This is a genomic window from Haloquadratum walsbyi C23 (genome assembly GCF_000237865.1).
Classification (GTDB): Archaea; Halobacteriota; Halobacteria; order Halobacteriales; family Haloferacaceae; genus Haloquadratum; species Haloquadratum walsbyi.
This window is the reverse complement of sequence record NC_017459.1, coordinates 2,057,975-2,083,769: the sequence shown is the minus strand read 5'-3', so window position 1 is coordinate 2,083,769 and position 25,795 is coordinate 2,057,975. Positions and strand designations below refer to the sequence as shown.

Sequence of the window (25,795 nt, the reverse complement as noted above, 5' to 3'; positions counted from 1 at the left end):
CGCTCAGAGATCCTCCTCTGGTGTAGACAGAATCCGTGTCAGTTCATCAAGTGCAGCGTCTGCGTCCGGTCCCTCTGCACGCACCTGCACGTCATCACCGCACGTCACCGCAAGCCCTGTCACTGCAAGCATACTTGCAGCGTTTACTGGATTATCATCAATATGCCCTACCTGTACTTCCGCGTCAAATTCATTCGCTGCCTCAACGAACTTTGAGGCAGGGCGTGCGTGGAGACCATCCTCGGGCACAACGGTGACAACTCGTTCAGGCATTGCTATCACACTCTCTGTAGCGATCTCTTTGTGTCTGCCCTTCTAACTTCATGGGGATACGTAACCGTCGCATACATATCATTGCTCATTGTAGGGATTTCAATCATTGTAAGTGTTCTTTGCATACATAATAGCAGACGTATCTTCAGTGGAATTTGTGCGATAGATTGTATCACATTCTAGTTCTATCGTGGAATATATCTCAGCGGCACTATCCCTGGTATCTAACCGATAACATATATCGAGAGTACGACTCATCGCCATCGATACAAAAGTAATACACACCGAACGACAAACGACAGACCACAAACGACAAACGACGAGTCAGTGTGAGCTAAGTTGCTCGATAACTGCGTTCACAACGGCTTCAGTGCTCGCATTACCGCCAAGGTCAGGTGTTCGTGGTCCTGAGTTAAGTACCGATTCAACAGCCATCTGCACGTCTGTAGCTGCATCTGTCTCATCAAGATATTCAAGCAACATTCCTGCAGAGAGGATTGATGCAGAGGGATTTGCAATTCCATCACCTGCAATATCAGGTGCGGTCCCATGAACCGGTTCAAACAATGCATTTGTCTGCCCGATATTCGCTGACGGTAACAACCCAAGCCCACCAACTAATCCAGCAGCAAGGTCAGAGAGCACATCACCAGCGAGATTAGGGCAGACGACAACATCAAATTGTGTTGGATTGAGACAGATTCGTGTTGCGAATGCATCCATGAGCACCTCATTTGTTGCAACATCGTTATTCGCAGCCACGCGAGAGACAGCATCACGAAACCGACCATCTGTTTCTTGCATCACATTCGCTTTATGAACAGTATGAAATCCATCGATACTGCGTTCAGTGACATACGAACAGGCATATTCTGCAAGTTGCTCTGAGGCTGATGTTGTAATTACGCGCGTTAATGTTGAAAGGTCCTCAGAAAGTCGATCTTCATGTCCTGAATACACACCCTCCGTGTTTTCTCGAAGGAACACAAGATCTGTCTCTGGCTGTAATGCATCAACACCAGGATATGCCCGGGCTGGTCGAATATTCACAAATGATCCGACTGCCTCACGAAGTGGCAGGATAACATCGGCTGCTGTTTCCCCGGCAGCGCCGAATAACGTTGCATCTGCGTCAGCGGCGGCTTCATATGTTGTTTCTGGAAGGGCAGCCCCCGTTTGATCACGTGTGTCATCACCGGCTTGCTTTTCAGTGAATGAAAACCCAACCTCATCAACTGCTTGCAGTACTGCGACTGCTGCAGGGATAACTTCTTGACCAATCCCATCGCCCTCGATAACGACTATCTCGTGTTCACCCCCGCGACTCATCTCTTATCGATCCTCAACGTATGGCAACTCATTTACTGTATCGCGGACACGATCCATGTTTGAATGCATCACCGCAGTCGTATCCCAGATTCCATCAATAAGCGCCTCTTGCATTGCATCATCAATCTCAACATCGACTTCCTCTCCATCATAGATGACGACACTATCGTTGACGTCCATTTCAAGTCCAGCCTCGGGGTCACTCTCGACAAATGACTGAAGATGATTAATTGTCTCTTGATCAGTTGTCATTGCTGGAATCCCGAGTGACTTACAATTATCCGCAAATATCTCTGCGAATGACTCACCAATGACTCCACGGATTCCCCATCGCATCAGTCCTTGTGGTGCGTGCTCACGCGAGGATCCACAGCCAAAGTTCTTATTCACAATAAGAATGCTTGCACCTTTGTACTCATTGAGCGGGTGATCGTTCGGATTCCCATCGTCATCTCGACGCGCATCATAAAAGACATACTCACCCATATTATCGAAGGTGACCTCCTTCATGAATCGCGCAGGCATAATTTGATCAGTGTCAACATCATTCCCGCGGACAGGAACACCGGTGCCTGCAACCCGCCGAATCTCCATCGTATCATGAACCGACATCAGTCGTCACCTTTTACGACTGCAGTTGGATTTGTCTTCGTGTCAATCTCTGTGAGTTCATGTTCACGAATATCAGTAATCTCCCCCTCGATGGCTGCTGCAGCAACCATTGCCGGCGACATCAGCACTGTTCGCCCTTCTTTATCACCCTGTCGACCGATGAAATTCCGGTTCGACGATGATGCACATACCTCACCAGCTTCAAGACTATCATTATTCATCGCCAAGCACATCGAACACCCTGCTTGACGCCATTCAAAGCCAGCCTCACGGAAGATTTCATCAAGACCTGCTGCTTCACACTGTCTTCGAACAGTTTCAGAGCCAGGAACTGCAAGCCCGTGAACACCTGAGTCAATCTGTTTGCCCTCAATCACGCGAGCGGCCTCTTTGAAGTCTGAGAACCGACCATTTGTACAGGTACCTAAGAATGCAACATCAACATCATAGCCTTCCATCGTCTCACCAGGATTGAGTTCCATATGATCGAACGCTTTTTGCGCAGCTTTTCGGGCTGTCTCATCAGCCATTGCGTCAAGACTTGGAATTTCCTCATCAACACTTACGACTTGACCAGGATTGATTCCCCATGTGACCATTGGCGCGAGGTCATCAGCATTAATCTCAACAACATCGTCGTATTCGGCATCATCACCTGATCGAAGTGTATCCCAATATTCCACATGCTCATCCCAGTCATCGACATCAGGTGCATATTCACGACCTTTTAGATACTCATATGTCGTCTGGTCGGGATTAATATACCCTGCACGGGCACCACCCTCAATCGACATATTACAGACTGCAAGTCGACCCTCCATATCGAGGTTCTCGATTGCCTCACCTCCGTATTCATATACATGCCCGACGCCACCGCCAACGCCGAGATCACGGATAATCTTCAGAATAATATCCTTTGCGTATACTTCTTCACTGAGCGTTCCGGTCACCTCAATCCGGCGAACTTGCTGTTTCTCAGCGGCAATACACCCAGTTGCGAGTACATCACGGATTTGTGATGTCCCGATTCCAATTCCGACTGACCCGAATGCACCGTGTGTGCTGGTGTGAGAATCACCACAGGCGACAGTCATTCCTGGTTGGCTTAATCCTAACTCTGGTGCGACAACGTGGGTTATCCCTTGCTTTTCACCATTTAATCCAAAGAATGTGATTCCATTCTCAGATGTATTGTGTTCAAGCGCCTGGAGCATATTTTCAGCCTGATCATCCTGTAATGGTCGTTCACGACCTTGTGGTGTCGTTGGCGCGATATGATCGGTCGTCGCAAACGTGCGATCAGGAAACGCAACATCAAGATCGCGCTCACGAAGCATACCGAAGGCTTGCGGACTCGTTACCTCATGAACAAGATGCAATCCGATGAATAACTGATCTTGTCCGTTTGGCAATTCAGCGACTTTGTGCTTCTCCCAGACAGTATCGTACAGCGTATTTGAACTCATTATAATTTATGTTAATTTCTAGTCGTCAGCAGCAGCCTCTGGCTCTGATACGACATCACTTTCATCATTTGTTTCCTCATTGTCACTCCACGCAAATAGATCACGTAATGGCTCGCCGACCGCCTCAATCTCATGTGCTTCTTCGGCGGCCTTCAATTGTGTATATGACGGACGGTTCGCCTGATTCTCTGAAATCCACTCACGTGCGAACGTTCCATCCTGCACACCCTCAAGAATTGACTCCATCTCTTCACGGACGGATTCATCAATCACTTGATTTCCACGCGTGAGTCCACCGTACTCAGCGGTATCTGACACTGAATTCCACATCTCACTCAGACCGCCCTCATACATCAGATCAACAATAAGCTTGAGTTCATTTAGACATTCAAAGTATGCCATTTCTGGTGAGTATCCAGCATCAACAAGTGTCTCATATCCTTGCTTAACCAGTGCCGTTGCCCCACCACAAAGCACCGCTTGCTCACCGAAGAGGTCAGTCTCAGTTTCTTCACGGAACGTTGTCTCGATTGCACCAGCGCGCGTACAACCGATTGCATGTGCGTATGCGACTGCTTCCTTACGTGCCGTTCCAGTCGTATTCTGATATACTGCAACAAGACCAGGAGTTCCCTCACCAGCTTCGTAATTCCGACGAACAAGATGACCTGGCGCCTTTGGTGCGACCATTGTGACGTCAACATCTGCAGGCGGCTGGATCTGATTATAATGAATATTGAATCCATGAGCGAACTGTAATGTATTGCCTGCGTCAAGACCATCCTGAATCGCCTCAAATACGTCCGGTTGGACTGTGTCTGGAACAAGCACTGATACGATGTCTGCTTCATCAGCAGCCGTTGCTGGCGTTTCAACACGAAGCCCATCCGCTCTGGCAGCATCTCGAGAGCTTGATCCCTCATATAATCCGACAATCACATCAATGCCGCTATCGGCAAGATTCTGTGCGTGTGCATGCCCCTGGCTTCCATAGCCAAGCACAGCCACTGTTTTATCATCAATATATTCGCGATCTGCGTCGTCGTCGTAATATATGGTTGTATCTAATGCTGTGTCCGTGTCTGTACCTTCCTCTTCGTCTGTCTCTGTCTCTGTCTGGGTCTTCGTTTCTGTCATCGTGTGTTTGCCGGCTTTGTTGGTTCATTTGCTGTTCCTGGCTTTTCTCCGGGAACAGTCGCTGTATCGCCACGCGCTAACGCGGTGTATCCTGTTCGAGCTATTTCAATGATTCCGAATTGTTCAAATGCGTCGATAGCGCTATCTATCTTCTGCTCATCTCCGGTGAGTTGGATTGTAATCGTCTGTGGATCAGCATCCATCGTCTCACCATCGTACATTTGCGTGATTGCATTGACCTTATCAGGCTCATTACCACGAACTTTCAATAACACAAGTTCAGTCTGAATTGCGTCATCAGCAAGTTCGCCAACGGCAATTACGGGCTTGAGCTTATCGAGTTGCCTTTCAATCTGGTCGATATTCGGATCTGTCTCTTCAACGACCATCGTGATTCGTGAATGTCCCTCAATCGTTGTTTGCCCGACTGTCAGACTCTCAATATTAAACTGTCGTCGTGAGATCAATCCAGCAATCCGTGAAAGTACACCAGGGTCATCCTCAACGAGCGCAGATAAGACTGCACGTCGAGGATCATGTCTTGATTCAACCGCTGGGTCAACACGGATCCCTTGCTCGTTTCGTCGTCCGGATGGATGTGGTCGGTCATCCGGTTCAGCTCCCTTCAGTCCATGTTCTGGGAGATCACTATCCGTGTCAGGGGCTGGATTCCCCCGTTCGACTGTCTCCGTCGCCGAAGTGTCTGTAGACTCGGCTTCTGTGCTGGTTTCAGTATCTGCGTTCGTATCGGTGTTAGATTCAGAACTCATAGTTGCTCCTCCGTCAGAGCGAACTTTCCATTCGCGCCACCAGAGGGAACCATCGGATAGACATTTTCTGCAGGGTCAATATGACAATCAATCACCGATGGACCATCATATGCAAGTGCTGCTTCGACGGTCTCTGCAACCTCATCGTATTCATCAATCCGGAAGCCTTCCGCACCAAAGGCTTCTGCGAGTGTATCGAACTCCGGACACCAGTTATATTCTGCTGCCATTCGTCGCCCCTCGAAGAAGGCATCCTGCCATTGTCGCACCATTCCGATATATTCGTTATTCAGGACTGCAACAGTAATATCAAGATTTTCACGCACAGCGACTGAAAGTTCCTGAATCGTCATGAGGAACGACCCATCGCCATCGATACACACAACATCTTGATCATCATCGGCTGCAATTCGCGCACCGATTGCGCCGGGAAGCCCATATCCCATTGTCCCAAGTCCATGACTCGACACCCATGTTCGTGGTTCAGTATATGTCCAATACTGTGATGCCCACATTTGGTGCTGTCCAACACCGCTTGTGACGATCGTATCTGCTGCTGTTGCTTCATCCATCACCTCGACGATGAACTGCGGTTTCAGTGGCTCATCCTCTGGCATTGCATAATCCATTGGATATGTCTCCTGCCATTCAACACATTGCTCGCACCACTCAGCCGTCTCCGGTGTCGTCTCGATGGCTCCATCAAGTTGCTCAAGCACCGTCTCAGCATCACCAATCAGTGGGTAATCCGCGTGGACGTTCTTTGAAATTTCTGCAGGATCGATATCAATATGGACAATCTCTGCCTCGGGGGCGAAAGTATCAATACCACTGGTGAGTCGATCATCAAATCGCGTTCCAACACCAATCAGAAGATCAGTGTGCGTAATCGCCATATTTGCATAGCCAGTGCCATGCATTCCTGCCCAGGATAAACAAAGGTCGTCATCCTCAGGGAAGGACCCAATACCAGGCATTGTGGTCACAACAGGAATCTCGTGTTCACGGGCGAACGCGCGTGCCTCCTCAGTTGCATCAGCTTTGATGACACCGCCACCGAATAATAACAGCGGTTGTGATGCTTCCTCAATCGCGTTCGCCGTAGTGAGGACTGCATCTTCATCGGCGCTATATTGTGGTCGAGTTGTTGCTGGTGGTTCACCAGGAGTCGGCTCACGCTCAGTATCGGCACTTGTGATATTCTTTGGAAGGTCAACAAGCGTCGGACCTGGTCGCCCTTCATCTGCAAGCGCGAGTGCCTCGCCGACTGTATCGCCGATTGTATCTGGATCATCGGCAAAGTAATTATGCTTCGTGAGTGGTGCCGTCACACCGATTGTATCTGTCTCTTGGAATGCATCCGACCCAACCATATCTGAGGGAACCTGCCCGGTAAGTGCGAGCATTCCATCAGAATCCATATTTGCGTCGGCAATTCCGGTCACAAGATTCGTTGCACCAGGACCTGAGGTTGCCATACAGACACCTGGTTCGTTCTTGACGACACCAAAGGCATCAGCGGCATGTGCGGCTCCCTGCTCGTGTGCCATTGTCACATGACGAATATCGGAATAGTATAATGCGTCATACACAGGCATAATTGCGCCGCCCTGCACACCAAAGGCAGCCTCAATGCCTTCATTTTCGAGTGCCCGGATGACCGCGTCTGCACCGGTCTCGATCGGCAGGACATCACTTGTTGTCTCCGGCGATGGTGTTTGCGTCTGTGGCTGTGCGTCTGCGTCTGTGTCTGCTTCCGTCTCAATATCTGGGTTTGTTGATGCTTGCTTACTCATTAGCTCGTGTAATCTCCGTGGTTGTGGTTGTGATCATGATCGTGACTGCCGTGTCGATGGATGCGATTGATATCTCCCACATGTGAGTTGTTCTTGTGGGTTAGTTGATTGTCTCAATGCTGTGGTGATACGCTCGGTTGCCTTCGTTCGTGATGTTGTTGTAATCTTAGGGTTCAGGTTCATTGAGTACGGGCGCACATGCTCAGGATCTCCCCACTTCCCATCTGTTGCGTCGTGCCACAGTGGTAATCCTGATACTGTGTTATGCCACTCAAATACTGACATCAACGGCGAACAAGGCGAACAAGGCGAACAACGAAGTGAAAACTGAGTGAATAAAGGGGCTAAGGAGCCCCTACAATACGAGCGTCGATACCAATACCGCGAGCGCTGTCCAACTGAGTATGAACAGCGTTCACGATGGCTTGAGATAGAGTGTGAGTCAGGAGTAGAGCGTGAAGCTCTGATCTCCCCACAATATCTCGGTGATGATTCGCTCGCATGTACGTTACTACCTGATGGTTGCTGTCGAGCATAAAGAACGTTATGTCTTCGAATGAACTGTCGCGATCGATACTCCATATCGACTGTGCTATCCACATGCTGTCGGTTTCGCCATTCATGTGTAGGTGTCATCTCATGTTCATGAGAGACACACCGATAGACTGAGCACTCAGTGTCGAAGGCGTTCCGCCCTAAACACATTAGATACGGACCTCCCCGTGGTCGGGGTCGGTATCAGGCGTTGACTCTGAATCGGAATCAGTGGTATCAGTATTATTGCTTCCGTCACCGTCGTGCCCATCATCGTCGGTATCACTCCGAGCAGTCCGCTCTCGGTCGATATTATTCTCACGAGCAAATCGCGTCAACACATCGACCGTCACGCGCTCTTTCTCCGCACCGTAGTCTTTGATCTGTCGTGTGACTGTTCGGACTTCCTCATCAGTCGGGGCAAATCCGGATTCCTCCAATCGCTTCCGGACTGAGTGTGTCCCCGTGTGTTTTCCAAGAACAAACTCGCGCTTTGCACCGACCATCTCTGGGGTCATCACGCCTGGTTCGAACGTATCACTGTTTTCGATAACACCGGCGGCATGAATCCCACTTTCATGCGAGAAGGCATTCTGCCCAACGACCGGCTTGTTGCCAGGCACTGGAATATCGCTTGCATTCTCAATCAGTCGCGATATCTCGGTGATCCGCGTTGTATCAATGCCGGTGTCAACGTCATATAGCGATTCAGCCGCCATTATCACCTCTTCGAAGGCGGCATTACCAGCTCGTTCACCAATACCGTTGACAGAAACCTGTGCTTGTGCAGCACCTGCTTCGAATCCCGCCAGTGCATTTGCAGTGGCTAACCCGAAGTCATCATGTGCATGAACGTCAATCTGTGCGTCTGTGTGTGTCCGCACTTTCCGAATCAGACTCGCAAAGCGCGATGGGGTTCCGACCCCACAGGTATCTGGAATATTTACCCAATCAACGCCTGCGTCATCGACCGCTTCGAGGATTTCGCCAAGGAACTCCCCATCAGTTCGGGTTGCATCCATTGGCGAAAACATCACCTCAACGCCGGCGTCTTTCACACGCTTGACAGCTGAAACAGCACGATCAACAGCTTCCTGACGAGAGGCATGCATTGAATCTGCCAATTGAACATCGCTTGTGCTCACGAATACATGAACCAGTCCAACACCAGAATCAAGAGCGGCTTCAACATCGGTGTCAACAACGCGGGCTAACCCGCAGATGGTTGTCTCTGTTGCAGATGCAATATCACTGACGGATTCAAATTCAGCATCAGAATTAACGGGGAACCCCGCCTCGATGACGTGTGTTCCCATCTCATCAAGCGTTGCGGCGATGTCACGTTTCTCATCATAACTGAATGATGTGCGCGGTGACTGTTCGCCATCACGAAGCGTCGTGTCGAAGATTCGGACCGTGTCAATCTCCGAATCAGTAATGTGGGCTAATGTGCCCTGGAAGAACTCGACCAGCCGGGGTGTCCGACTGAGCCTCCATATCGTCGTAAGACATTGTACTTTTGTCCTGCACAGACACATACATAAACGTTTAGGAATCGATATTGACAATCCCTCAATATTCAGCCTGTTTTGAGCGAAAAAATACCCTGATACTATATGATTGGTCGTCTCAATCTCAAATCATTATATTGTATATATCATGAGCGCATCTGTTTTCAGTTACTTATCATATTAAACACTCCTCCAACTCATGATTAATTTATTATATAAACTGCTTATATCCCCTCTTAATATCAATCATAATACAATAGAGACGTGAGATACCCTCATGTTGTCAGAATGCTTTTCGCTATCGTCTCTTTCTACCAGCGTATGAGTGATTTTAATCTTAATCTCTCGGGGGCTGAATCCCATCTTGAGCAAGTGACCGGCGATGACTTCGGTGGAAACGTTATCCTCGGGGTACTTGACGGTGATACCGATCCGAATGAATGGCTCGCTGCGATTGAGGCTGGGAATGTGCTTGTGCTCAATGTTGATGGCGACCTCAATGAATTGGCTGAGCCATTTGCCCGCCCTGTCGTTGATCTTGGCGGCAATCTCACACACTTTCGTGGCTTCCTCATTGTCACGCCACCTGATGCCGGTATTGACACTGATCGAGTGTGATGTCTCTCTGTTGACTCATCGATACACAGATGCAGATAATACAGAATCACCCTTGTTGAATCCATCAGTTAATGCTGTCACTACTATATATCAACTGAGAGACTACTTTTGCCGGGTACCAGTATAAAATCCATCACAAGATCTTTTTCTCAGTATAAGAGCCGAAATATGAGTTGAATTATGATTATTCAGTTATGTGTGGTGGTCTCGTCAATGCAATCCCAATTACTGTTATATTCTTACCGTGTTGAGCGTATATATGCCGATGAAAGGTCGCGATGCGAGCACATACCGCGAGGTTGATCGCTGGAGTGAGGGTGTCGGATGGATTGCGTATCCTGATGAGATGATGCAACGTACCAGTCATGCAGTTATTGGTGATGATGGGAATCTCTGGGTGATTGATCCTGTTGATGCACCTGGCGTTGATGAATTACTGTCGACATTCGGGTCTGCGAATACTGAGATTGCTGGCGTTGTTGTCGGGCTTGACCGACACACCCGGGATGCTGCAGCACTCGCATCTCGACATGACGTGCCAATCTATGTTCCAACATGGATGTCGGGTGTTGCCGACGAAGTTGATAATTCGGTTGAGCGGTTTCGCAATGAACTTGGCGACTCCGGATACGAGGCATTTGAAATTCTCAATCGAGGGCTCCCACCATGGCAGGAAGTTGGACTCTTTCATCGAGAGAATGGAACACTCATTATTCCGGAAGCGGTTGGAACGGTTTCATACTTTTGTGCACCCGGTGAACGACTCGGTATTCATCCGATGTTGCGACCCTTCCCGCCGCGCCAGGCGCTTTCACGATTCGAACCGAAGCGCATTCTCGTTGGTCATGGGACCGGCATCATGTCGAACGCAGCACGGTCACTCGCTGCAGCAGTTGATAATTCTCGCTCGAACCTTCCAAGCGCGTACAGTCGTGCGTTTAAACAACTGATTTCGTGAGCTTCGAACCCGAGACGTATATATAAAAGAATCTAAGCGAGTGGACCGCGATATAATCATCCTCTCACCGTTGGACATCTCAGAGAGATTATCAATTATATCTAGAATCATACTCAAAATATTGAACCATCACATGAGCGACGATGTTTTGATTATGCACATGCCAATCATCATGTGGTTCATATCACCCGTGGCTTGCTCGATGGACTCTTAGCGATGAGCGCTGATCGCGATCCTGAATCGGTAAGTGCCGTACTTGCATCAACACCTGCGGGTGAGTTTGAAGACGCAACGGGCGTTGACTCATCGACACCGATTCTCACACATTTTTATTTTCCCGACGCAAGCGGGTCTGTGACCGCTGTATTCGGTGTTGATCTTGGAACGCCTGCAGGGAGCGGTCGTGCTCGGTTTGTCTCACATCCACAGGGACCGCTCGCTGCAACTCGTGAAGACACCTTTGCTGCCGCGGTTCTTATTGCGATTCCACCATGGGATGTCGACGCCTGTGCAGCCTTTGATCGTGAGAACCAGGAACTTTCTATGAATATTATCGATGCTGACCCACCACAAGAAACACTCACAGACAATATCGAAGCTGAATAATTGTATTAGCTCGTATGTTGTTGGTATCAGGATCGTGGGATCCGGTTGAGAGTATCCGAGCACGGACTATCTATTAAGTAAATCGTTCTGCTCTCAGTCATGAACGTATCATAGAAGATCAAAGACAACCCGACGAGATAGTTTGATAATTTTGTCACCGGCTATGTATGACTGTGACTTTCGTCTGATGAGATAGTGGGAATTTATTCAATCGGGGCTATGAAGATGCGCGTCCCTGTCAGTATCAGTATTGTATTTATTTCGCAGAATGTTGATAATAGTGTCCGAGTTACTGGTCGAGATATCCAAGATCAGACAGTTGCTCGGCAATATCCTCGAATTCTGCCTCAGTCAATTGTCCCTCACGTTGGTGTTGAATGACAATACTACGGAGGAGAAACCGCACAAGATCACTCGTACTTGAGAAACTCGTCCCCTCAATGGTCTCATCCACACGAGCGGCGAGGTCCTTTGGGACAGAAACAGTCGTATACTCGGTCATCTCTGCAGACGCATAACGTGTCGATACTCAAAATATGTCCGGTCCAATTCGATTTGAGTATATCTTAATATTACTCTTGATGCTGGTATCTTGGCTTACAAGAATCACTGAATGTTTATCTCGCTGATTTTACATCGCGTGCATGGGCATGTGATGCACGATAGTAGCGAGATATACTATTGCTATTGAATCGGTTAGTATATGTTACACTCAGCTATTCTATTTTATCTGATACTACGAATCGTCTGATTCATCCACGTAAGAGCGAATCAGTACTCGCCCCAGAAGAACACACTCGACTTGCAGTGAGACGTATCACATAAGTCCACCTGAAATCACAGACTATTGACTGTCGCTTTTCGACTATATACAGTCATATAATAATTATATTGATACAACTACGGAGAAGATAGCCTTTTTGCATGCCCGCTCCCCTATAATATCATAATGGCTGTTAGACCACCACAGCAGGATGATGACGAGCCGGACACGCTCACGTTCGGTATTGCCGCCCTTGACGCTCATCTTTCAGAGGGTGACCTCACGTTCCCGGCGACGACACGAGAGGTTGTTCTTGCACTCGGCGATCCTGCCGTTCCATACGATGCATCCGGTAGTACCGTTTCTCTCTCTGAAGCATTTGATGATGTCGACAAAGGAGAGTTTGATAATAAAACTGAATTACTCAATGCATTGCATCCGGTGTTTGAGGAATATCGGGTGACATCTTCAGGTGGCTTCTTGAAACAGCTTCGGTCTATGCTTCCATTCTGAGCTGTAACAATACTAACCAGAGCGATAATCACCACTGCATAGACTCTATGCTAGCTTTCTGACACATCTGCATTATTGCTATATCAGCAATAATCTCTCAGAGCGTCCTCAATACTGCTGGAGAGGTTATATCAATATGCTGGTACATAAATCGCAATGAAATGTAGCGTATGCACTGTTGGAATTCTCAACTGTCACTACCGTGTGTCTGAGTACTCCCATCCTCAGTATCGATGTCTTCCTTCGTAACCACGGAATCCTCATGCTGTGTTTTGTCCAGCTCAGTCGGGATTGTCGCTTTCTTATTGGTTGCATCTTCCTCACTCACATCAGACGATGTCGTGGATCCTAACGTATCATTGGCGTCCGTATGAGACGGTTGTGTCGTTGATCCGCTTGAGTCTGGTCTTCTATCAGTATCTATATCCCGTTCATGAGATATCCTACCCACTGTCTGTTCTGTCCGATCCATCTCTATTACCGAGTCGATTCGAGACATTGTTTCCGAATGTAATGAGTAAATGAGATCCGCAAGCACTCCGAACATCAATAATTGCACACCAAAGAGCACCCCAGCGGCAGCGACGACAGCTAATATCTCATGTGGAACACCGACGGTAATCCATTCAATAATAACATACGCTGCAACCCCAAGTCCTGTGAGTGTCGAGAGCGCGCCGACACTCCCGAAATAAAACAGCGGATTGTTTGTCTTCGCCTGTCGGAATAACTCAAGAAAGATGATGCCACCATCGCGAACCGGTCGAAGATTTGTATCGGATCCTGACGGGCGTGGATAGTAGGTAATCGGAACAACAGCTGTCGGGATATCGCGTCGGGCACACTCAACCGCCATTTCGGTTTCAATCCCAAACCCATCAGCGGTGAGTGTCATCTCACGAAATGATGCACGTGTAAATCCCCGATATCCAGAGAGGACATCCCGAATTTGATCACCATGGACAGCACGAAATCCTCGGTTAATAATCGAATTTCCAACTTGATTGAATCGTGTCATCGCCCCCTCACGCAAATCAGCGAATCGATCACCAACAACATGTGCGGCACTCCCATCGAAGAGCGGTTCAAGCATCGCCTCCGCATCATCAGCATGATACGTTGCATCACCATCAAGCATCAAGACGTACGTTCGGTCAATATGTCGCTCGACGGCTTCACGAACAGCTTGTCCCTTTCCTGTGCCAGATTGCGTGACGACTCGAGCCCCATGATTAGCTGCGACGCGTTCGGTTCCATCTGTTGAGTCCCCATCAATAACGAGGATATCGTCGAATCCTGCCTCTTGGAAGTCATCAACTACCTGACCGACTGTCTCAGCCTCATTGTACGTTGGCACAAGGACGGTGACGTCGTCGAACGATGCCATCGCTCACAATCATCGGGCATACCTGAAAGTGGTTCCGGAGCAGATACTCCAACTGATTAATAATCATATTATATATTCAATACGTTGCTGGGGGTCAGTGGAGGCGCTTGCAATCCACGCCAAGGGTGTCCTCACGATCATCATGAATATCTCGAATAATATCCTCATTAGGTGATTCTGCATCACGAATGCTATTTCATGAAGATGATGCAACAGATCATAGACTATTGCTTCGGAGGGACACCTCGTCGTTTCGGACGAAGTTACGGCACGACTGGAGGCGTGCGCAAAGAGGTATAAACAGAAAAAACCGAGCAGAGTTGAACGTGATACTACCGCTTCAACAGACTGGTCGCTAGCCTATCTCATTCAGTTGGTGGATTATTGACCGATCCATCAGTGCAATAAATTGTGAAAATGTGAATGAAGCTCTTCAGATATACATAATTAGCCGATGTGGGTGGGGTAAATCCGTTCCCATCGAATAGACGCTATTGGATGTTCAATGGTAAATACGGGGGCGGGGCTAGTCCTGAAATAGAAGCACTCAAGTTTGCTCTCTAGCTCACACTTTGTGTGAACGTCTCGGTCGTCCTCTGTACGTATACACTTGATATGTACGATCATTTCTGTGAGGCTGCCGAGAGTGTGCTCAATCAGACATACAATAACGTTGAGCTCGTCGTGATTGTTGACGGAACGCCAGATGTGTATGACAAGATACTTGAGGATTATGACAATCACGAGGATATGATTATCTCGTGTAATGACGAGAATGTGGGGCTGCTGCAAAGTCGTAATCGGGGTGCAGAGTTGGCGACTGGCGATGTAGTCGCGTTCATCGACGACGATGCAATTGCGGACGAGGAGTGGATTGAGCGACTGGTGGACGCGTATGAGAATCAAAATGCGATTGCGACGGGTGGAAAGATGACACCCGAATGGATTGCTGGCAAGCCATCGTTCCTGCCTGAGGAGTTCTACTGGCTGATTGGTGTAACGCATCGTGGATTCGCGGATGGAGCTGGGGAGGTTCGAAATACGTTTGGCTCGAATATCTCGTTTCGTACGAACTTATTCGAAGAACTTGGGGGATTCAATGTTAGTATTGGTGGTCGGAAAGGTGACAAGAATCTTCAGGGTGGGGAAACGGAACTTTGCGCGCGAATGCGCACAGAGTATGACCAGGGGATCTGGTATGTACCTGAAGCCGAGGTAGCACACAAGGTGTTCCAGTATCGGACGAAAGTGGGGTGGCTGTTAGATCGAGCATTCTGGCAGGGATACTCGAAACGTGCGATGGAGACACTGCTTGATGATAATGACGACGAGGAGGTAGAGTTCCTGACGCGTCTAATTACAGATTTTACATTATTACGCATCCGGAATATAATACAGTCACCGTCGATAGCGAGAATTACGCAACTTGTTATGCTGTGGGTATTCACTGCCACTGTTGGGATCGGATATCTATACGGATACAGCAAATACTGAACGAACAGGAATATACCTCGGTCAGTAGATTATCACGCATGGGTAACCGTGATGTGTGTGTCATCACTCATCCACTGAGTGCTGCCGGAGAGAATGCGACACGAACCTTACTGGATATCCTCGCAGAGCTCGGGTCTGTTTCTCTCGTGACAGCAGATCTGCCTGTTGAATCGACAATTCGGGATAATCGAGAGGTGGTAGAGCTAACACAGAAGGGCGCCGGCGACAGCGTTCCTGTTGCTGCAGTGCGATTCATTTTGAATCAACTTCGGATGTGTGCCGTACTCCGACAACGATCTGAGGATGTGGTACTATTCTTTGGGGCAACAGCGTACCTGTTGCCAATATTGTTTACCCGCGCAGTGGGTAAAACGGTACTCGTTGAACCACGTGGGAACGTTCCGCTGACATTGCGATTGAATTGGGAACAGCGGATGCCAGGTCTGTTTGCCCGTATGCTCGCGGGAGCCGTGTGGTTGCTTGAGCGTGTGGGATTTACAACCGCACACATGGTCGTTACATACACCCCGAATATGGCGCGGGAGTTGGGGCTCAATCCCGAGTCATCGGATGTGTATCCTCACGGAGCGCGCTACGTAGATACAGAGCAGTTTCGACCAACAACACCGTTTGCGGAGCGCGACAGCGTCGTTGGATTTGTCGGTCGACTTGATGAAGAAAAGGGAATTCGCGAGCTGGCGGACGCAGCCAAACGATTGCCTGAAAGAGTGACATTTCGATTTGTTGGTGACGGTCCACTTGCAGACTGGTTAAAAGAGGAACTCGCTGATGAGATTCATAACGGTCGTGTCGAACTGACCGGGTGGGTCGAACATGATGATATCCCTGCCGAGCTAAACCGAATGAAGCTTCTTGTGATGCCGTCACACCCAACCGAGGGATTACCAACAACTATACTTGAGGGAATGGCTTGCGGAACACCAGTATACGCAATGCCGGTAGCAGGTATCCCAGATGTAGTTCGAGAAAATGAGACTGGATTTTGTATGCAGCAGCGCGAAGGGTCATCAATCATGTCAGATGTTACAGTAATTCTCAACGAGGAGTCCTTGTCAATGATAAGTGAACATGCTCGCTCACTAGCTGTTGATCAGTATAGCTTCGACGCTGCTATCAATCGGTACAAGTCATTGCTCACATCAGTGTGACTTGATTGAGACTCCAAAGGAAGTCATCGCGGGACGGCGTTGATAAACTGATGACAAGTGGAAGATACTGAATGCAGCGAAAATGAGAATATATCGTGCAGTCGAACCGAATGGTTATGTCACCTCCCAATCTAGCTGTCGAATACGACCCTCGTCGTTTTAGGTATCGATGCTCTTGATCCTGACCTCATTAATACTGACGAGCACCCACATTTAACACTAAATGGCTCTGGTGAATCGCTGGACAGCATCGGTTTCGACCGTCAGAACTAGTGGAATGAAGCGGGAAATCGCCGATGTCTATGTCGAAGATCTCCCGCTTCACGAAGAAAGCGGTTCAGTTAGCTAAAAATGCTGTTGGTGACCGAGGCGAAGTCGCCGCCCCCGAAGGGGGTGGCGGCTTCGCCGACTACGCTGTCGTATCACTCCATTGTCTTCGAGTTTACTTGGAAAAGTCCTACCGTGAGACGTTAGATCTGTTGAGCGAGATGCCACATATTCTCGGGGAGATCGGGCTTGAACCAGCTGATCTCCCGCATCACTCGACGCTAGTGAAGTGGTTTGACAGGATCAAGACAGCACTCTGGCGAGTGCTGCTGCGCCTCTCGGCGCAGCTGCACGACCCGAGCGGTCACGCCGCGATCGATGCGACGTTTTTCGACCGCGAAAACGCCAGCAAACACTATTATCGTCGGACGAATTACCGTGTTCAGACGCTCAAAACAACTACTCTCGTGGACACAGAAAGCCAAGCCATTCTGGACGTTCACTGTACGACCGAGAAGCGTCACGACACACAACTCGGCTGGCAGGTCGCCCGCCGCAACGCGGGCGACCTCACCAGCCTCGCTGCGGACAAAGGCTACGATTGGATGGAGTTACGCGAGAAACTACGCGAAGACGGCGTGAGACCGTTGATCAAGCATCGTGAGTTCCGGCCTATCGATCACGCGCATAACGCGCGGATCGATGGACCTCAATACCGTCAACGAGCGATGTGTGAGACAGTCTTCTCGACGATCAAGCGCACGCTCGGCGACGCCGTGCGTGCGCGATCTTGGTACGGCGAATTTCGTGAACTCGTCCTGATGTGTGCGGTTCACAACATTAAGCAGGCGGTAAAACCGTGAAATTACGCTACGTCTGGCGATTCACCACGGCCAACTCGTCGGCAACGGACTCGCTGTCGACTGCGTCGAGCAGCGAGTACAATTCCCTCGAAACGGAGTGGGTAGAATTGAACTTGACTGCGTTCGTTTCTCCTGATGACGGCTCTGAGTTTTGGTCGCTAATCACAGACATCAGGTTGTCACTACCGGCTTACGCCGGATTTAAATACTCAAAATGCGACAACAGAAATATATTTAATTGATGAATAATCATAATCAAAAAATAATATCTATACCTATTGAGACGAAGATACGAGAGTTTGACGGGAAACTCTGGGTCGGATTAAATGCGGTAGAGCGCGGTTACAGCGTAGTCCTCGGACCCTCTTTCGAAATTCGACACGCTCTGGAAATAATAAAGCCGGACATACACATCACGAAGGATCCTGGAGACGGAAACATTGAATTCCTCAAACAGATGGATGATGCAGGGATTACAGTCTGTGGACTTGATACAGAAGGCGCCGTATTCGAGTCGATAGATCGATTCGCAATCAACAAGACAGAGTTACTCAATCATATCGATGCGTTTTATGCGTGGGGTGAGAAGCCCGCAAGTGCGGTACGGAAGCATTATTCAGGCACTGACAAAATACACGTGACTGGGAATCCGCGATTTGATCTTCTTCACCCCAATCGCCGTTTTATTTATAAAGAGCGGGCAAAAACACTTATTGAAAAATATGGGCGATTCATCCTCATCAACGGGAACTTTTCGAGTGCAAACCCATGGAGTGAGAAGTTGATAAACAGCTCAGAGGAAGTTTATGATCCATCCAGTAGTTCGAGAATAAGCTACAATAATCGCATTTTCCATTTGTTTATCGAGGTGATATACCATCTTCAAACGGAATTCCCAGAGACGCATATCGTCATCCGTCCACATCCATCAGAAGAGAACGAAACGTATGAAGCGGCATTCAGAAAATATGAACACATACACGTTGAGGACGCTAGAGATGTCCGAGACTGGATCGCGGGTTCGAGTGTCGTAATTCACCACGACTGCACCACAGGGATCGAGAGCGCAATGATGGGTACGCCTGTCGTGTCGTACCGACCAGTTCAAAACGAGGAGTACGAATCGCGACTGCCTCAAATTGTAAGCCACGAAGCGCTGTCTCGAAGAGGTCTTACGGAATATATTGCTGCATGGCTTGAAGCTGATGATTCATACAAGATGACCGACGAGCAGACAAATGAACTCAAACAGTGCTTCTACAACATCAACGGATCAGCTGCTGAGCTCATGTGTGACGTTATTGAATCACTTGATACGACCAAGCAGCGAAACTACGACCTACTAGAACCAAATTTAGCCGACTCATTGAAGCAGCGTATCAAAAGCTCTAGCTTGCATAATCAGGCTATCGCTGCTTACGATGGCTTTCACAAAGTCATCGGCGACGAATCCATTCCGGAGCAACGACAATATCGCAGACAGAAGTTCCCTATATTAGACAGACACGAAGTCATCGACACTATTGAGCAGATGAAACCACTCCTCGAAATAGACGCTGTCTCGGTCAAACAGGTTCCGCGGACAAACAATACTTATTATCTTAGACCTGAATAGTTGTATTTAACCGAACGGGATTTGGTGATAGTATGTATTATCGCCTAGGTCATGAGAGATTGTATCGCCAGATTGAATAGCATAAGTCAAGAATTTTTTGTCCGGATACTGAAGCAGGGATGTTCAGATCAGATGAAGAGTATAAAAACATCTGTCATCACAAATTCTTCAGTATGTCGATTATTTCTTAGCCTGGGGGCACCACCCTGCTGAGATTGCAATTAATGAAGGAGGATCACCAGACAAGCGGGTTTGCGTGACTGGAAACCCGCGATTTGATTTACTACAGCAGGATCTTCGAGGAATATACGATTCGGAGGCACACAGATATCGAAAAGAGCACAATCAGTATATATTAATAAATACAAATTTTACCAGCGCTAATCCATTTAATGAAGATACCTTGGAAAAAGTGACAGTAGTAAGATTACACATGAGAATCAACTATATGAACAATTTATTGAGTCGATAAAGTATCTCCAAGAAAATTTAAATCGGTTCACATATGTCATACGTCCTCATCCCTCTGAGAATCATAAAGAATATCGCAGTAAATTTCGATCCGATAGCAATATTAAACTGAGACATGAAGAAAATCTCTCGCGTTTCGAGTTAATAAAGCCACCGAGAGAGCGACTTTTCGAAAGTCAGAGTGAGTTCGCTGCTTGAGCGAAAACCATTCCATCAGGCAAGATTTCAACCGAGCTGAAGCGGTGAGTGAAGCGATGTTCAGATCAGTCGACGTGTTTCGACCGGTTCTGATCAAAGCCGTCGCTTTCGGCGACGGCTGACCTGACCGAATGAGATGAGTTCAACCGAACGAATCCAACGAATTATTTCAGTGACAGTGAGTGCGAACTTTCTGGACGGTTCGCGGCACGCCACCTTTCTACCGGGTGGCGTTGCCGCAGCCAGTCGATCAAAATTAACCCACTCAACGCAGCGAACAGTTCGAATAGGACACCGTTCAGCGACTTCGAGTGGAAGTTCTTGATTTTAGAGATAGTTTGCAACGCATCGTCCTTCGAGTAGACGGCACCTCACAAAGCAATAGTACAATATCGGTACTTCTGAGACGTGGTACGAAGTCGAGCTCGAATGGGGAACCGACGGTACTCCGTCTATGAGGTAGATCAAACTGACGACGGTCGTCAGTCATTTCTTGAGTCAACGACTCACACTGACTTATTATACACGAGTGGCGGTATTGGATTTAGCGACGCTGGAGGTACAGCACTACCACGATTCAACTCTTTTGCTATTACATCTTGACATTCATCCCTGCAGGGCTTCGGCTAGGGATTGTCACCTTAGAGCTACAAGTCCTGAGCATCATCTATAATTTCAGTTAGTGATCGTACCTGTTGCTCGGCTGAATACTGAATAACCCGGTTTTTTTGCGCATCTTCGTTGGTATTAGTGAGTGCATGATTAATAGCATCTTTCCAGTATTTGACTGATTCAATATCATCCACTATTACTCCAGTTTCACCAACCACATCCGGGAGCCCTCCACGATCGCTAACCACGCACGGAATCCCACTTACCATCGCTTCAGCTGGCACACGTCCAAACGGTTCCTCCCACCGCGATGGCACAACCACCAATTTTGTTACAGAATATGCTTCTCGCATATCGTCACACCATTCCCAATGACGGACGTTCTGAGCCTGTTGGGCCCATGATTTGATTTCTGAAGACGAAATCGGTCCAACCAACAAGAACTCTTCATCAGGCATCTCGTCAGCGATGTCAAGAAATATATCTGCGCCCTTGTACGCTGCTCGAGGGTTAACCATTGTAATAAAGCCGTTTGGATTGTACTCTACCCGATATTCTTCCAGTTCGATTGGTGGATTGATGATGGGTCCTTCTACATCAAATAATTCGTCGATCAAACCTGCAGTAAACTCGCTGTTCGCGATCGTGTATGTTGCCAGCTGCGCCGCTCGTTTGTACTCCTGAAAGTTCTTCCAGAGGAAGTGATACTGAATGCGGCCTCCAATATCAGTGTTCACGAAGTTCGAGAGGTAGTTACAGGATGGGTCGTATTTTTCGTATCCTGTCAACGCCATACTTCGTACAAAGAATAAGGACGGAATTTCAAATTCAGCAGCGATCTGAACCGAAACTGGAGCCAGCGCGTTCTGTGTAATCAGGAGCTCGTGATCCGGCGTTAATTGTTTTTTTAGGTATCTACCCCACTGACGTCGAGTGAATACTTGATTCATCCATGTGAGTTTCGGAATCTCGTGCAACTCACGTTCGTGAATAGAGTACTCGAAGTTCGTTTCAGGTGGATCATCAACGGGCGGAGTTTGGTAGACATCAACAGTGATGTCTTTTTGTTCGGCAACTCCCTTGAGTAATGTCAGCAAAGACTCTCGTGCACCTCCTGATTTTGACGTTCCGAATTTATTATATGAGACGGCGATATGCATAATGATTCTTGATCTTCTCTCTCGAACAAAGCCTTCGTCAATCGCCTATCGAAAGACAGTTGATTTGTAACATCCAGTTCCTCGGTATTTCGAGGCAGGATCGGCTTAGAGGACGGCTATCAAAAAGGGTGATTGAGGCCATGTCAAGAATAATGCATAGCGTTGTATTAAACTCGGTGGTGCTGTATCATTCGTTTTAGTTTTAGCGGGGGTATTTTCGGATATTTACAGTATAACGCTTATCTCTTGCAATTATGCGCGAGTATCAGACGAGCGTAGCCGCTGATACAGTAGTTGAGCTCCAGCCGTCGGCGGGTCGGCCTGGGATTAGCGAGGTCGTGCGTCCAGTTCTAGACCGCCCCGTGAGAGCGATCAACGCCAAGTAACTCCAACACGGCGGCGACTTCCTGCACCGACAGCCCCATCGAATGGAGCCGGACCCCGAACGCCCTGACAGGTGTCGGGGTCCGCTCATCCTCCCAAATTTCATTACAATCCACGAGGGTGTCATAGAACAGTTCGCATACCAAAGAGCAGGGTGAACGCTGAGGTGGAATGAGTTCAGCGACCCTGCAAGATGATCCTTCGGTAGAATCGTTCTTCAATGTCGTGGAAACGGAGACGTTGGCATTGTTCGAGCATCTCTCCTTCGAGTTTCTTGAAGAGTTCGACGTGTTCGCCCCGGCGAAGATGGGGCGAACACGAGATCTTGAGCCGCCCGAGATGATGCGTGGCTTTCTCCATTGCTATTACAAGAACATCTACGGCATCCGTCCGGTTGCACGGAAACTGAACAACACCGTTGTCTGGCTCAGCTGTGGCTTCGATCGACCGCTGTCAAGAGATGCGGTCGATCGCTTTCTCACTGATCTTGAGCACGTCGTCGACCGGGTCTTCGACCATCTCGTCGAGCAGGTCGCCTTGCGGGGCCTGCTCGAGTTAACGTATTCTATCGATTCAACCGATGTGAGAGCAATGCCCGCCGATCCAGACGCATCGAAGTGCTCTGATCCAACCGATGACGAGTACTACTACGGCTACGGCTACGGCTGCACGATCGTCTCGACCGGGCAAAAGATCCCGATTGCAGCCGAGTTCACCGAGAGCAAACAAGCACCAGAAGAGACGGCGATGCGCGTCACGCGTGACGCACTCGCCGTCGAGAAACCGATCTGGATGCTTGGAGACAGCGCTTACGACACGCTCGAGTGGCACGACCACCTGCTGACCGCAGGGGTCGTGCCAGTCGCTCCGTACAATCCACGAAACACCGACGACCCGAAAAACATCGAGTACGGGGTAGAAGACCGCATCGAAAAACACAGCAATGACGTTCAGCTGAAGCAATCAACGCTAGACGAGACGTACAACCGCCGGAGTGGCGTCGAACGAACCAACGAATCAGTCAAGGGCTGCGGTCTCGGGCGAACGCACGCCCGAGGCCGCGTCCATTCACGAGCGTAGGTGTTCCTCGCGTTGTGTCTGCGCCTCGTCGTCGCAATCACCAACTACGAACGAGGAGACAATCCGGGAAGTACCGTGATCACGGTGTGAGAACCCTTGTATGGCACCCTCTACGATCCACACGTGATACTATTTTGAACAGGTCCACGAATGTCATAACCACCGCTCACTATGACTGTTCATTTCTCAAATTCCCTGAACTAGACAGCGCCGCGTCACCGGATTTAATAGAACTCTTGTAATGCAATATACTTGGGATTTTCACCCTTTCACTCTTTACAAACCACAACGCGTTTATTTGAAAGAACGAAGCAGATAGAGTATCATCAGGCGGTCAACTCAACTTCTTCGTGATGAAGACCCTTCTGGACTTGCTAAAGGAGCTTATCGACTATTCTGGTGGAATGGCGGGATGGACATCGAATACTACCTTCGGTCACTCTTTGATCTCCCTGCCAAACGTGAAATCAGGGGCGAATCAACGAGATTCATTATCGGAAGCAGGGGTGAGCTGAAGCGGGTTACAACCTTCAGCGGTGAAAAACCAGTGCTTGAATCGTTCATCAACCAGATCAAATCCTCCGACGTGGTTTGGGACATCGGAGCGAATATCGGCACCTACTCACTTTTTGCCGGTCCATTTGCTGAACAGGTTGTTGCGTTCGAACCTCATCTAGCGAATATAAACCGGTTACAAGAAAACGCGAATTTAACCGAGTCTGACATAGATATTCGCTCTATAGCTCTCTCAAAAGAGGAAGGGACTGCTTATCTTGATGTTTCGGAGGAGTATGCTGGTGCTGGAGGGGGATCGGTTTCTGTTGAGGGGTCATATGAAACCTCTCTTGTGAAAGGGGATGATATACTTCCCCGACCAGATATCGTAAAAATCGACGTTGAGGGCATGAGCTCAGTGGTTTAATGGGCATGACGCAGGCTCTTCAAAATGTGCGATGCGTTTTGATTGAGCTGCATGAAAAAGACGATTTGGGAGAAATTGAAGACCTTCTCCAAGCGAACTCGTTTGAAACGAAAGTTCGGTGGGAAACTGGTACGAGGAAGTTTATTATTGATGAAAAGAAACTCTAATTTCTAGTACACGTCATAAGTTTCTTCTCACTTAACGTTATAATTGGTACGTCATTTTGAATCCTAGATTGATAACCAGCAAGTAGTGGGATTACACCTTCCGATGTCCTACAACGATCTTCGTCGGATGCTCTGAAAGCTTATGTTCTCGAATTGAGGTTTCGTATTCGTCTTCTAAGATATCAACAATTGCTTCTGGTGGTGCGCCTTTCGTCGGATGGGTCTCACAGATAATTGTGTTCGGGTACGTTCCAAGATTCGACAGAATATCTGTTTCAGCTCCTTCACAGTCAAGAACAAACACGTCTGACATTGACAACTCACCGGGAGATATGAAATCCGCGTCGGAATAATCACCGTACACATCAACTGGTTCCCCAACCACCGCGTTCTTGATCTCAACCTTGGCAGTATTGCTGTCCACGTTTCGCTTTAGGGTATCGGTACCAAGTGTAATCATATCCGAAGCGGCCTCATAGGCGTTTACCTTCTTAGCTCCTGCTCGGAGGATATGTACTGTGGAAACGCCGCGGCCAAAACCAATAATATCGACAGTATCCCCCTCCGAAATATTGTCATGAATCGCCATCAGAAAGCCAATTTTATATCTGGGATTGTCAGCGGACAAATCGAAAAGAGGTGTGTCGTGAACAGCAACACCTGCCAGAGTGCGCTTTTTTTCGGGGAGGCTCTTTCTGATAGTATTGTTATATATCTTCCGTACTGTTTTGTAGGGTTTCATACTTAGCATCGATGGAAACCCTATATAAGGGTTCTGCGGTCATACGTAACTTGTCTTCATTTCTCAATAATTTCCTTTCGCTTATTTAGCAGCATATAGTATATATTTGCTGGAAGGATAATAAATACAAACACCAAAGTAGAAACAATATAAAAAAGTAGAAAGAGTATTGTTGGGATTATGAGCCGAATTTTACATGTAATCCCCCGCTTTGACCATTCGTCTGTGATCCAGCCTACCGTATCAAATTCAACGGTCTCATAGTGATTACTTCGAATAGTTTTACCGGCGGTGTCGAATGACGCGGGTTCAGCGGCTCCTATCACTGACACGGATAATCACGGCGGTAAATACTTGCACTAATCACTATCACTCATT

The 25,795-nt window shown here is 48.3% G+C and carries 23 protein-coding genes and 3 pseudogenes; 11 read left to right on the top strand and 15 right to left on the bottom strand.

Annotated elements, in window-relative coordinates:
• Positions 1-3 precede the first annotated feature (3 nt).
• The 9 genes from HQRW_RS09140 to HQRW_RS09100 form a co-directional block, all read right to left on the bottom strand.
• A complete protein-coding gene (locus HQRW_RS09140; RefSeq protein ID WP_014556367.1) occupies positions 4-273 on the bottom strand; it encodes an HPr family phosphocarrier protein in 270 nt (89 codons plus the stop codon).
• A gap of 324 nt (positions 274-597) precedes the next feature.
• Entirely contained in the window at positions 598-1,602 is a 1,005-nt protein-coding gene (locus tag HQRW_RS09135; RefSeq protein ID WP_014556366.1) for an isocitrate/isopropylmalate dehydrogenase family protein, read from the bottom strand.
• Between the two features lie 3 nt (positions 1,603-1,605).
• Positions 1,606-2,214, bottom strand: a complete 609-nt coding sequence (gene leuD / locus HQRW_RS09130; protein WP_011571929.1) for a 3-isopropylmalate dehydratase small subunit — start codon at positions 2,212-2,214, stop codon at positions 1,606-1,608.
• Positions 2,214-3,680, bottom strand: coding sequence for a 3-isopropylmalate dehydratase large subunit (leuC, locus tag HQRW_RS09125; protein ID WP_014556365.1), 1,467 nt, complete (start codon positions 3,678-3,680; stop codon positions 2,214-2,216). Before leuC ends, leuD begins: the two co-directional genes overlap by 1 nt.
• 18 nt (positions 3,681-3,698) lie before the next feature.
• Positions 3,699-4,817, bottom strand: a complete 1,119-nt coding sequence (gene ilvC, locus HQRW_RS09120; RefSeq protein ID WP_014556364.1) for a ketol-acid reductoisomerase — start codon at positions 4,815-4,817, stop codon at positions 3,699-3,701.
• Positions 4,814-5,587, bottom strand: coding sequence for an acetolactate synthase small subunit (gene ilvN, locus HQRW_RS09115; RefSeq protein WP_014556363.1), 774 nt, complete (start codon positions 5,585-5,587; stop codon positions 4,814-4,816). The genes ilvC and ilvN overlap by 4 nt, the downstream gene beginning before the upstream one ends.
• Positions 5,584-7,383: a biosynthetic-type acetolactate synthase large subunit gene (gene ilvB / locus HQRW_RS09110; RefSeq protein WP_014556362.1), complete on the bottom strand. Its 1,800-nt coding sequence runs from the start codon at positions 7,381-7,383 to the stop codon at positions 5,584-5,586. Before ilvB ends, ilvN begins: the two co-directional genes overlap by 4 nt.
• Before the next feature lie 33 nt (positions 7,384-7,416).
• Complete coding sequence (locus HQRW_RS16505; RefSeq protein WP_231852299.1) at positions 7,417-7,668, bottom strand: hypothetical protein; 252 nt, start codon at positions 7,666-7,668, stop codon at positions 7,417-7,419.
• Between the two features lie 419 nt (positions 7,669-8,087).
• Entirely contained in the window at positions 8,088-9,455 is a 1,368-nt protein-coding gene (locus HQRW_RS09100) for a LeuA family protein (RefSeq protein ID WP_014556360.1), read from the bottom strand.
• 294 nt (positions 9,456-9,749) lie between these two features.
• Between HQRW_RS09100 and HQRW_RS09095 the strand changes: the two genes are divergently transcribed.
• From HQRW_RS09095 to HQRW_RS09085, 3 genes are all read left to right on the top strand, one after another.
• Entirely contained in the window at positions 9,750-10,046 is a 297-nt protein-coding gene (locus tag HQRW_RS09095; RefSeq protein ID WP_011571923.1) for a DUF5779 family protein, read from the top strand.
• 259 nt (positions 10,047-10,305) lie between these two features.
• Entirely contained in the window at positions 10,306-11,004 is a 699-nt protein-coding gene (locus HQRW_RS09090) for a hypothetical protein (RefSeq protein WP_014556359.1), read from the top strand.
• A 174-nt stretch (positions 11,005-11,178) separates the two neighbouring features.
• Positions 11,179-11,610 (top strand): hypothetical protein, encoded by a 432-nt coding sequence (locus tag HQRW_RS09085; protein ID WP_014556358.1) that lies wholly within the window; start codon positions 11,179-11,181, stop codon positions 11,608-11,610.
• 289 nt (positions 11,611-11,899) lie between these two features.
• Here HQRW_RS09085 and HQRW_RS09080 read toward each other — a convergent pair whose 3' ends face one another.
• Positions 11,900-12,112 (bottom strand): ribbon-helix-helix domain-containing protein, encoded by a 213-nt coding sequence (locus HQRW_RS09080; protein ID WP_011571920.1) that lies wholly within the window; start codon positions 12,110-12,112, stop codon positions 11,900-11,902.
• A gap of 447 nt (positions 12,113-12,559) precedes the next feature.
• Between HQRW_RS09080 and HQRW_RS09075 the strand changes: the two genes are divergently transcribed.
• On the top strand, positions 12,560-12,886 hold the full coding sequence (locus HQRW_RS09075; RefSeq protein ID WP_011571919.1) for a hypothetical protein: 327 nt from the start codon (positions 12,560-12,562) through the stop codon (positions 12,884-12,886).
• Positions 12,887-13,073: 187 nt separating this feature from the next.
• Here HQRW_RS09075 and aglJ read toward each other — a convergent pair whose 3' ends face one another.
• Positions 13,074-14,273, bottom strand: coding sequence for an S-layer glycoprotein N-glycosyltransferase AglJ (aglJ, locus tag HQRW_RS09070; protein ID WP_014556357.1), 1,200 nt, complete (start codon positions 14,271-14,273; stop codon positions 13,074-13,076).
• Positions 14,274-14,849: 576 nt separating this feature from the next.
• Between aglJ and aglG the strand changes: the two genes are divergently transcribed.
• From aglG to HQRW_RS09050, 4 genes are all read left to right on the top strand, one after another.
• A complete protein-coding gene (gene aglG, locus HQRW_RS09065) occupies positions 14,850-15,767 on the top strand; it encodes a glucosyl-dolichyl phosphate glucuronosyltransferase (RefSeq protein ID WP_014556356.1) in 918 nt (305 codons plus the stop codon).
• A 38-nt stretch (positions 15,768-15,805) separates the two neighbouring features.
• Positions 15,806-16,936, top strand: a complete 1,131-nt coding sequence (locus HQRW_RS09060) for a glycosyltransferase family 4 protein (protein ID WP_014556355.1) — start codon at positions 15,806-15,808, stop codon at positions 16,934-16,936.
• Between the two features lie 302 nt (positions 16,937-17,238).
• Complete coding sequence (locus HQRW_RS09055; protein ID WP_014556354.1) at positions 17,239-18,066, top strand: IS5-like element ISHwa1 family transposase; 828 nt, start codon at positions 17,239-17,241, stop codon at positions 18,064-18,066.
• Positions 18,067-18,307: 241 nt separating this feature from the next.
• Positions 18,308-19,681, top strand: a complete 1,374-nt coding sequence (locus HQRW_RS09050; protein WP_014556353.1) for a surface carbohydrate biosynthesis protein — start codon at positions 18,308-18,310, stop codon at positions 19,679-19,681.
• A gap of 838 nt (positions 19,682-20,519) precedes the next feature.
• Here HQRW_RS09050 and HQRW_RS15585 read toward each other — a convergent pair.
• Positions 20,520-20,676, bottom strand: a pseudogene (locus HQRW_RS15585) (IS4 family transposase); the annotation flags it as partial.
• A 103-nt stretch (positions 20,677-20,779) separates the two neighbouring features.
• Between HQRW_RS15585 and HQRW_RS15870 the strand changes: the two are divergent.
• A complete protein-coding gene (locus HQRW_RS15870) occupies positions 20,780-20,953 on the top strand; it encodes a hypothetical protein (protein WP_158307749.1) in 174 nt (57 codons plus the stop codon).
• A gap of 44 nt (positions 20,954-20,997) precedes the next feature.
• Here HQRW_RS15870 and HQRW_RS09045 read toward each other — a convergent pair whose 3' ends face one another.
• Entirely contained in the window at positions 20,998-22,122 is a 1,125-nt protein-coding gene (locus tag HQRW_RS09045) for a glycosyltransferase family 4 protein (protein WP_014556352.1), read from the bottom strand.
• Positions 22,123-22,475: 353 nt separating this feature from the next.
• A pseudogene (locus HQRW_RS15100) lies at positions 22,476-22,652 on the bottom strand (IS6 family transposase); the annotation flags it as partial.
• A 25-nt stretch (positions 22,653-22,677) separates the two neighbouring features.
• On the opposite strand from HQRW_RS15100, the pseudogene HQRW_RS09040 reads away from it, so the two are divergent.
• Together HQRW_RS09040 and HQRW_RS09035 are read left to right on the top strand one after the other, a co-directional pair.
• A pseudogene (locus HQRW_RS09040) lies at positions 22,678-23,676 on the top strand (IS5-like element ISHwa20 family transposase).
• A 322-nt stretch (positions 23,677-23,998) separates the two neighbouring features.
• The gene (locus HQRW_RS09035) at positions 23,999-24,508 is read left to right on the top strand and encodes an FkbM family methyltransferase (RefSeq protein WP_014556350.1); all 510 of its coding nucleotides are present in this window, start codon (positions 23,999-24,001) and stop codon (positions 24,506-24,508) included.
• A gap of 258 nt (positions 24,509-24,766) precedes the next feature.
• Here the strand turns inward: HQRW_RS09035 and HQRW_RS09030 are convergent, their stop codons facing one another.
• On the bottom strand, positions 24,767-25,264 hold the full coding sequence (locus HQRW_RS09030) for an SAM-dependent methyltransferase (protein WP_049891909.1): 498 nt from the start codon (positions 25,262-25,264) through the stop codon (positions 24,767-24,769).
• Positions 25,265-25,795 lie beyond the last annotated feature (531 nt).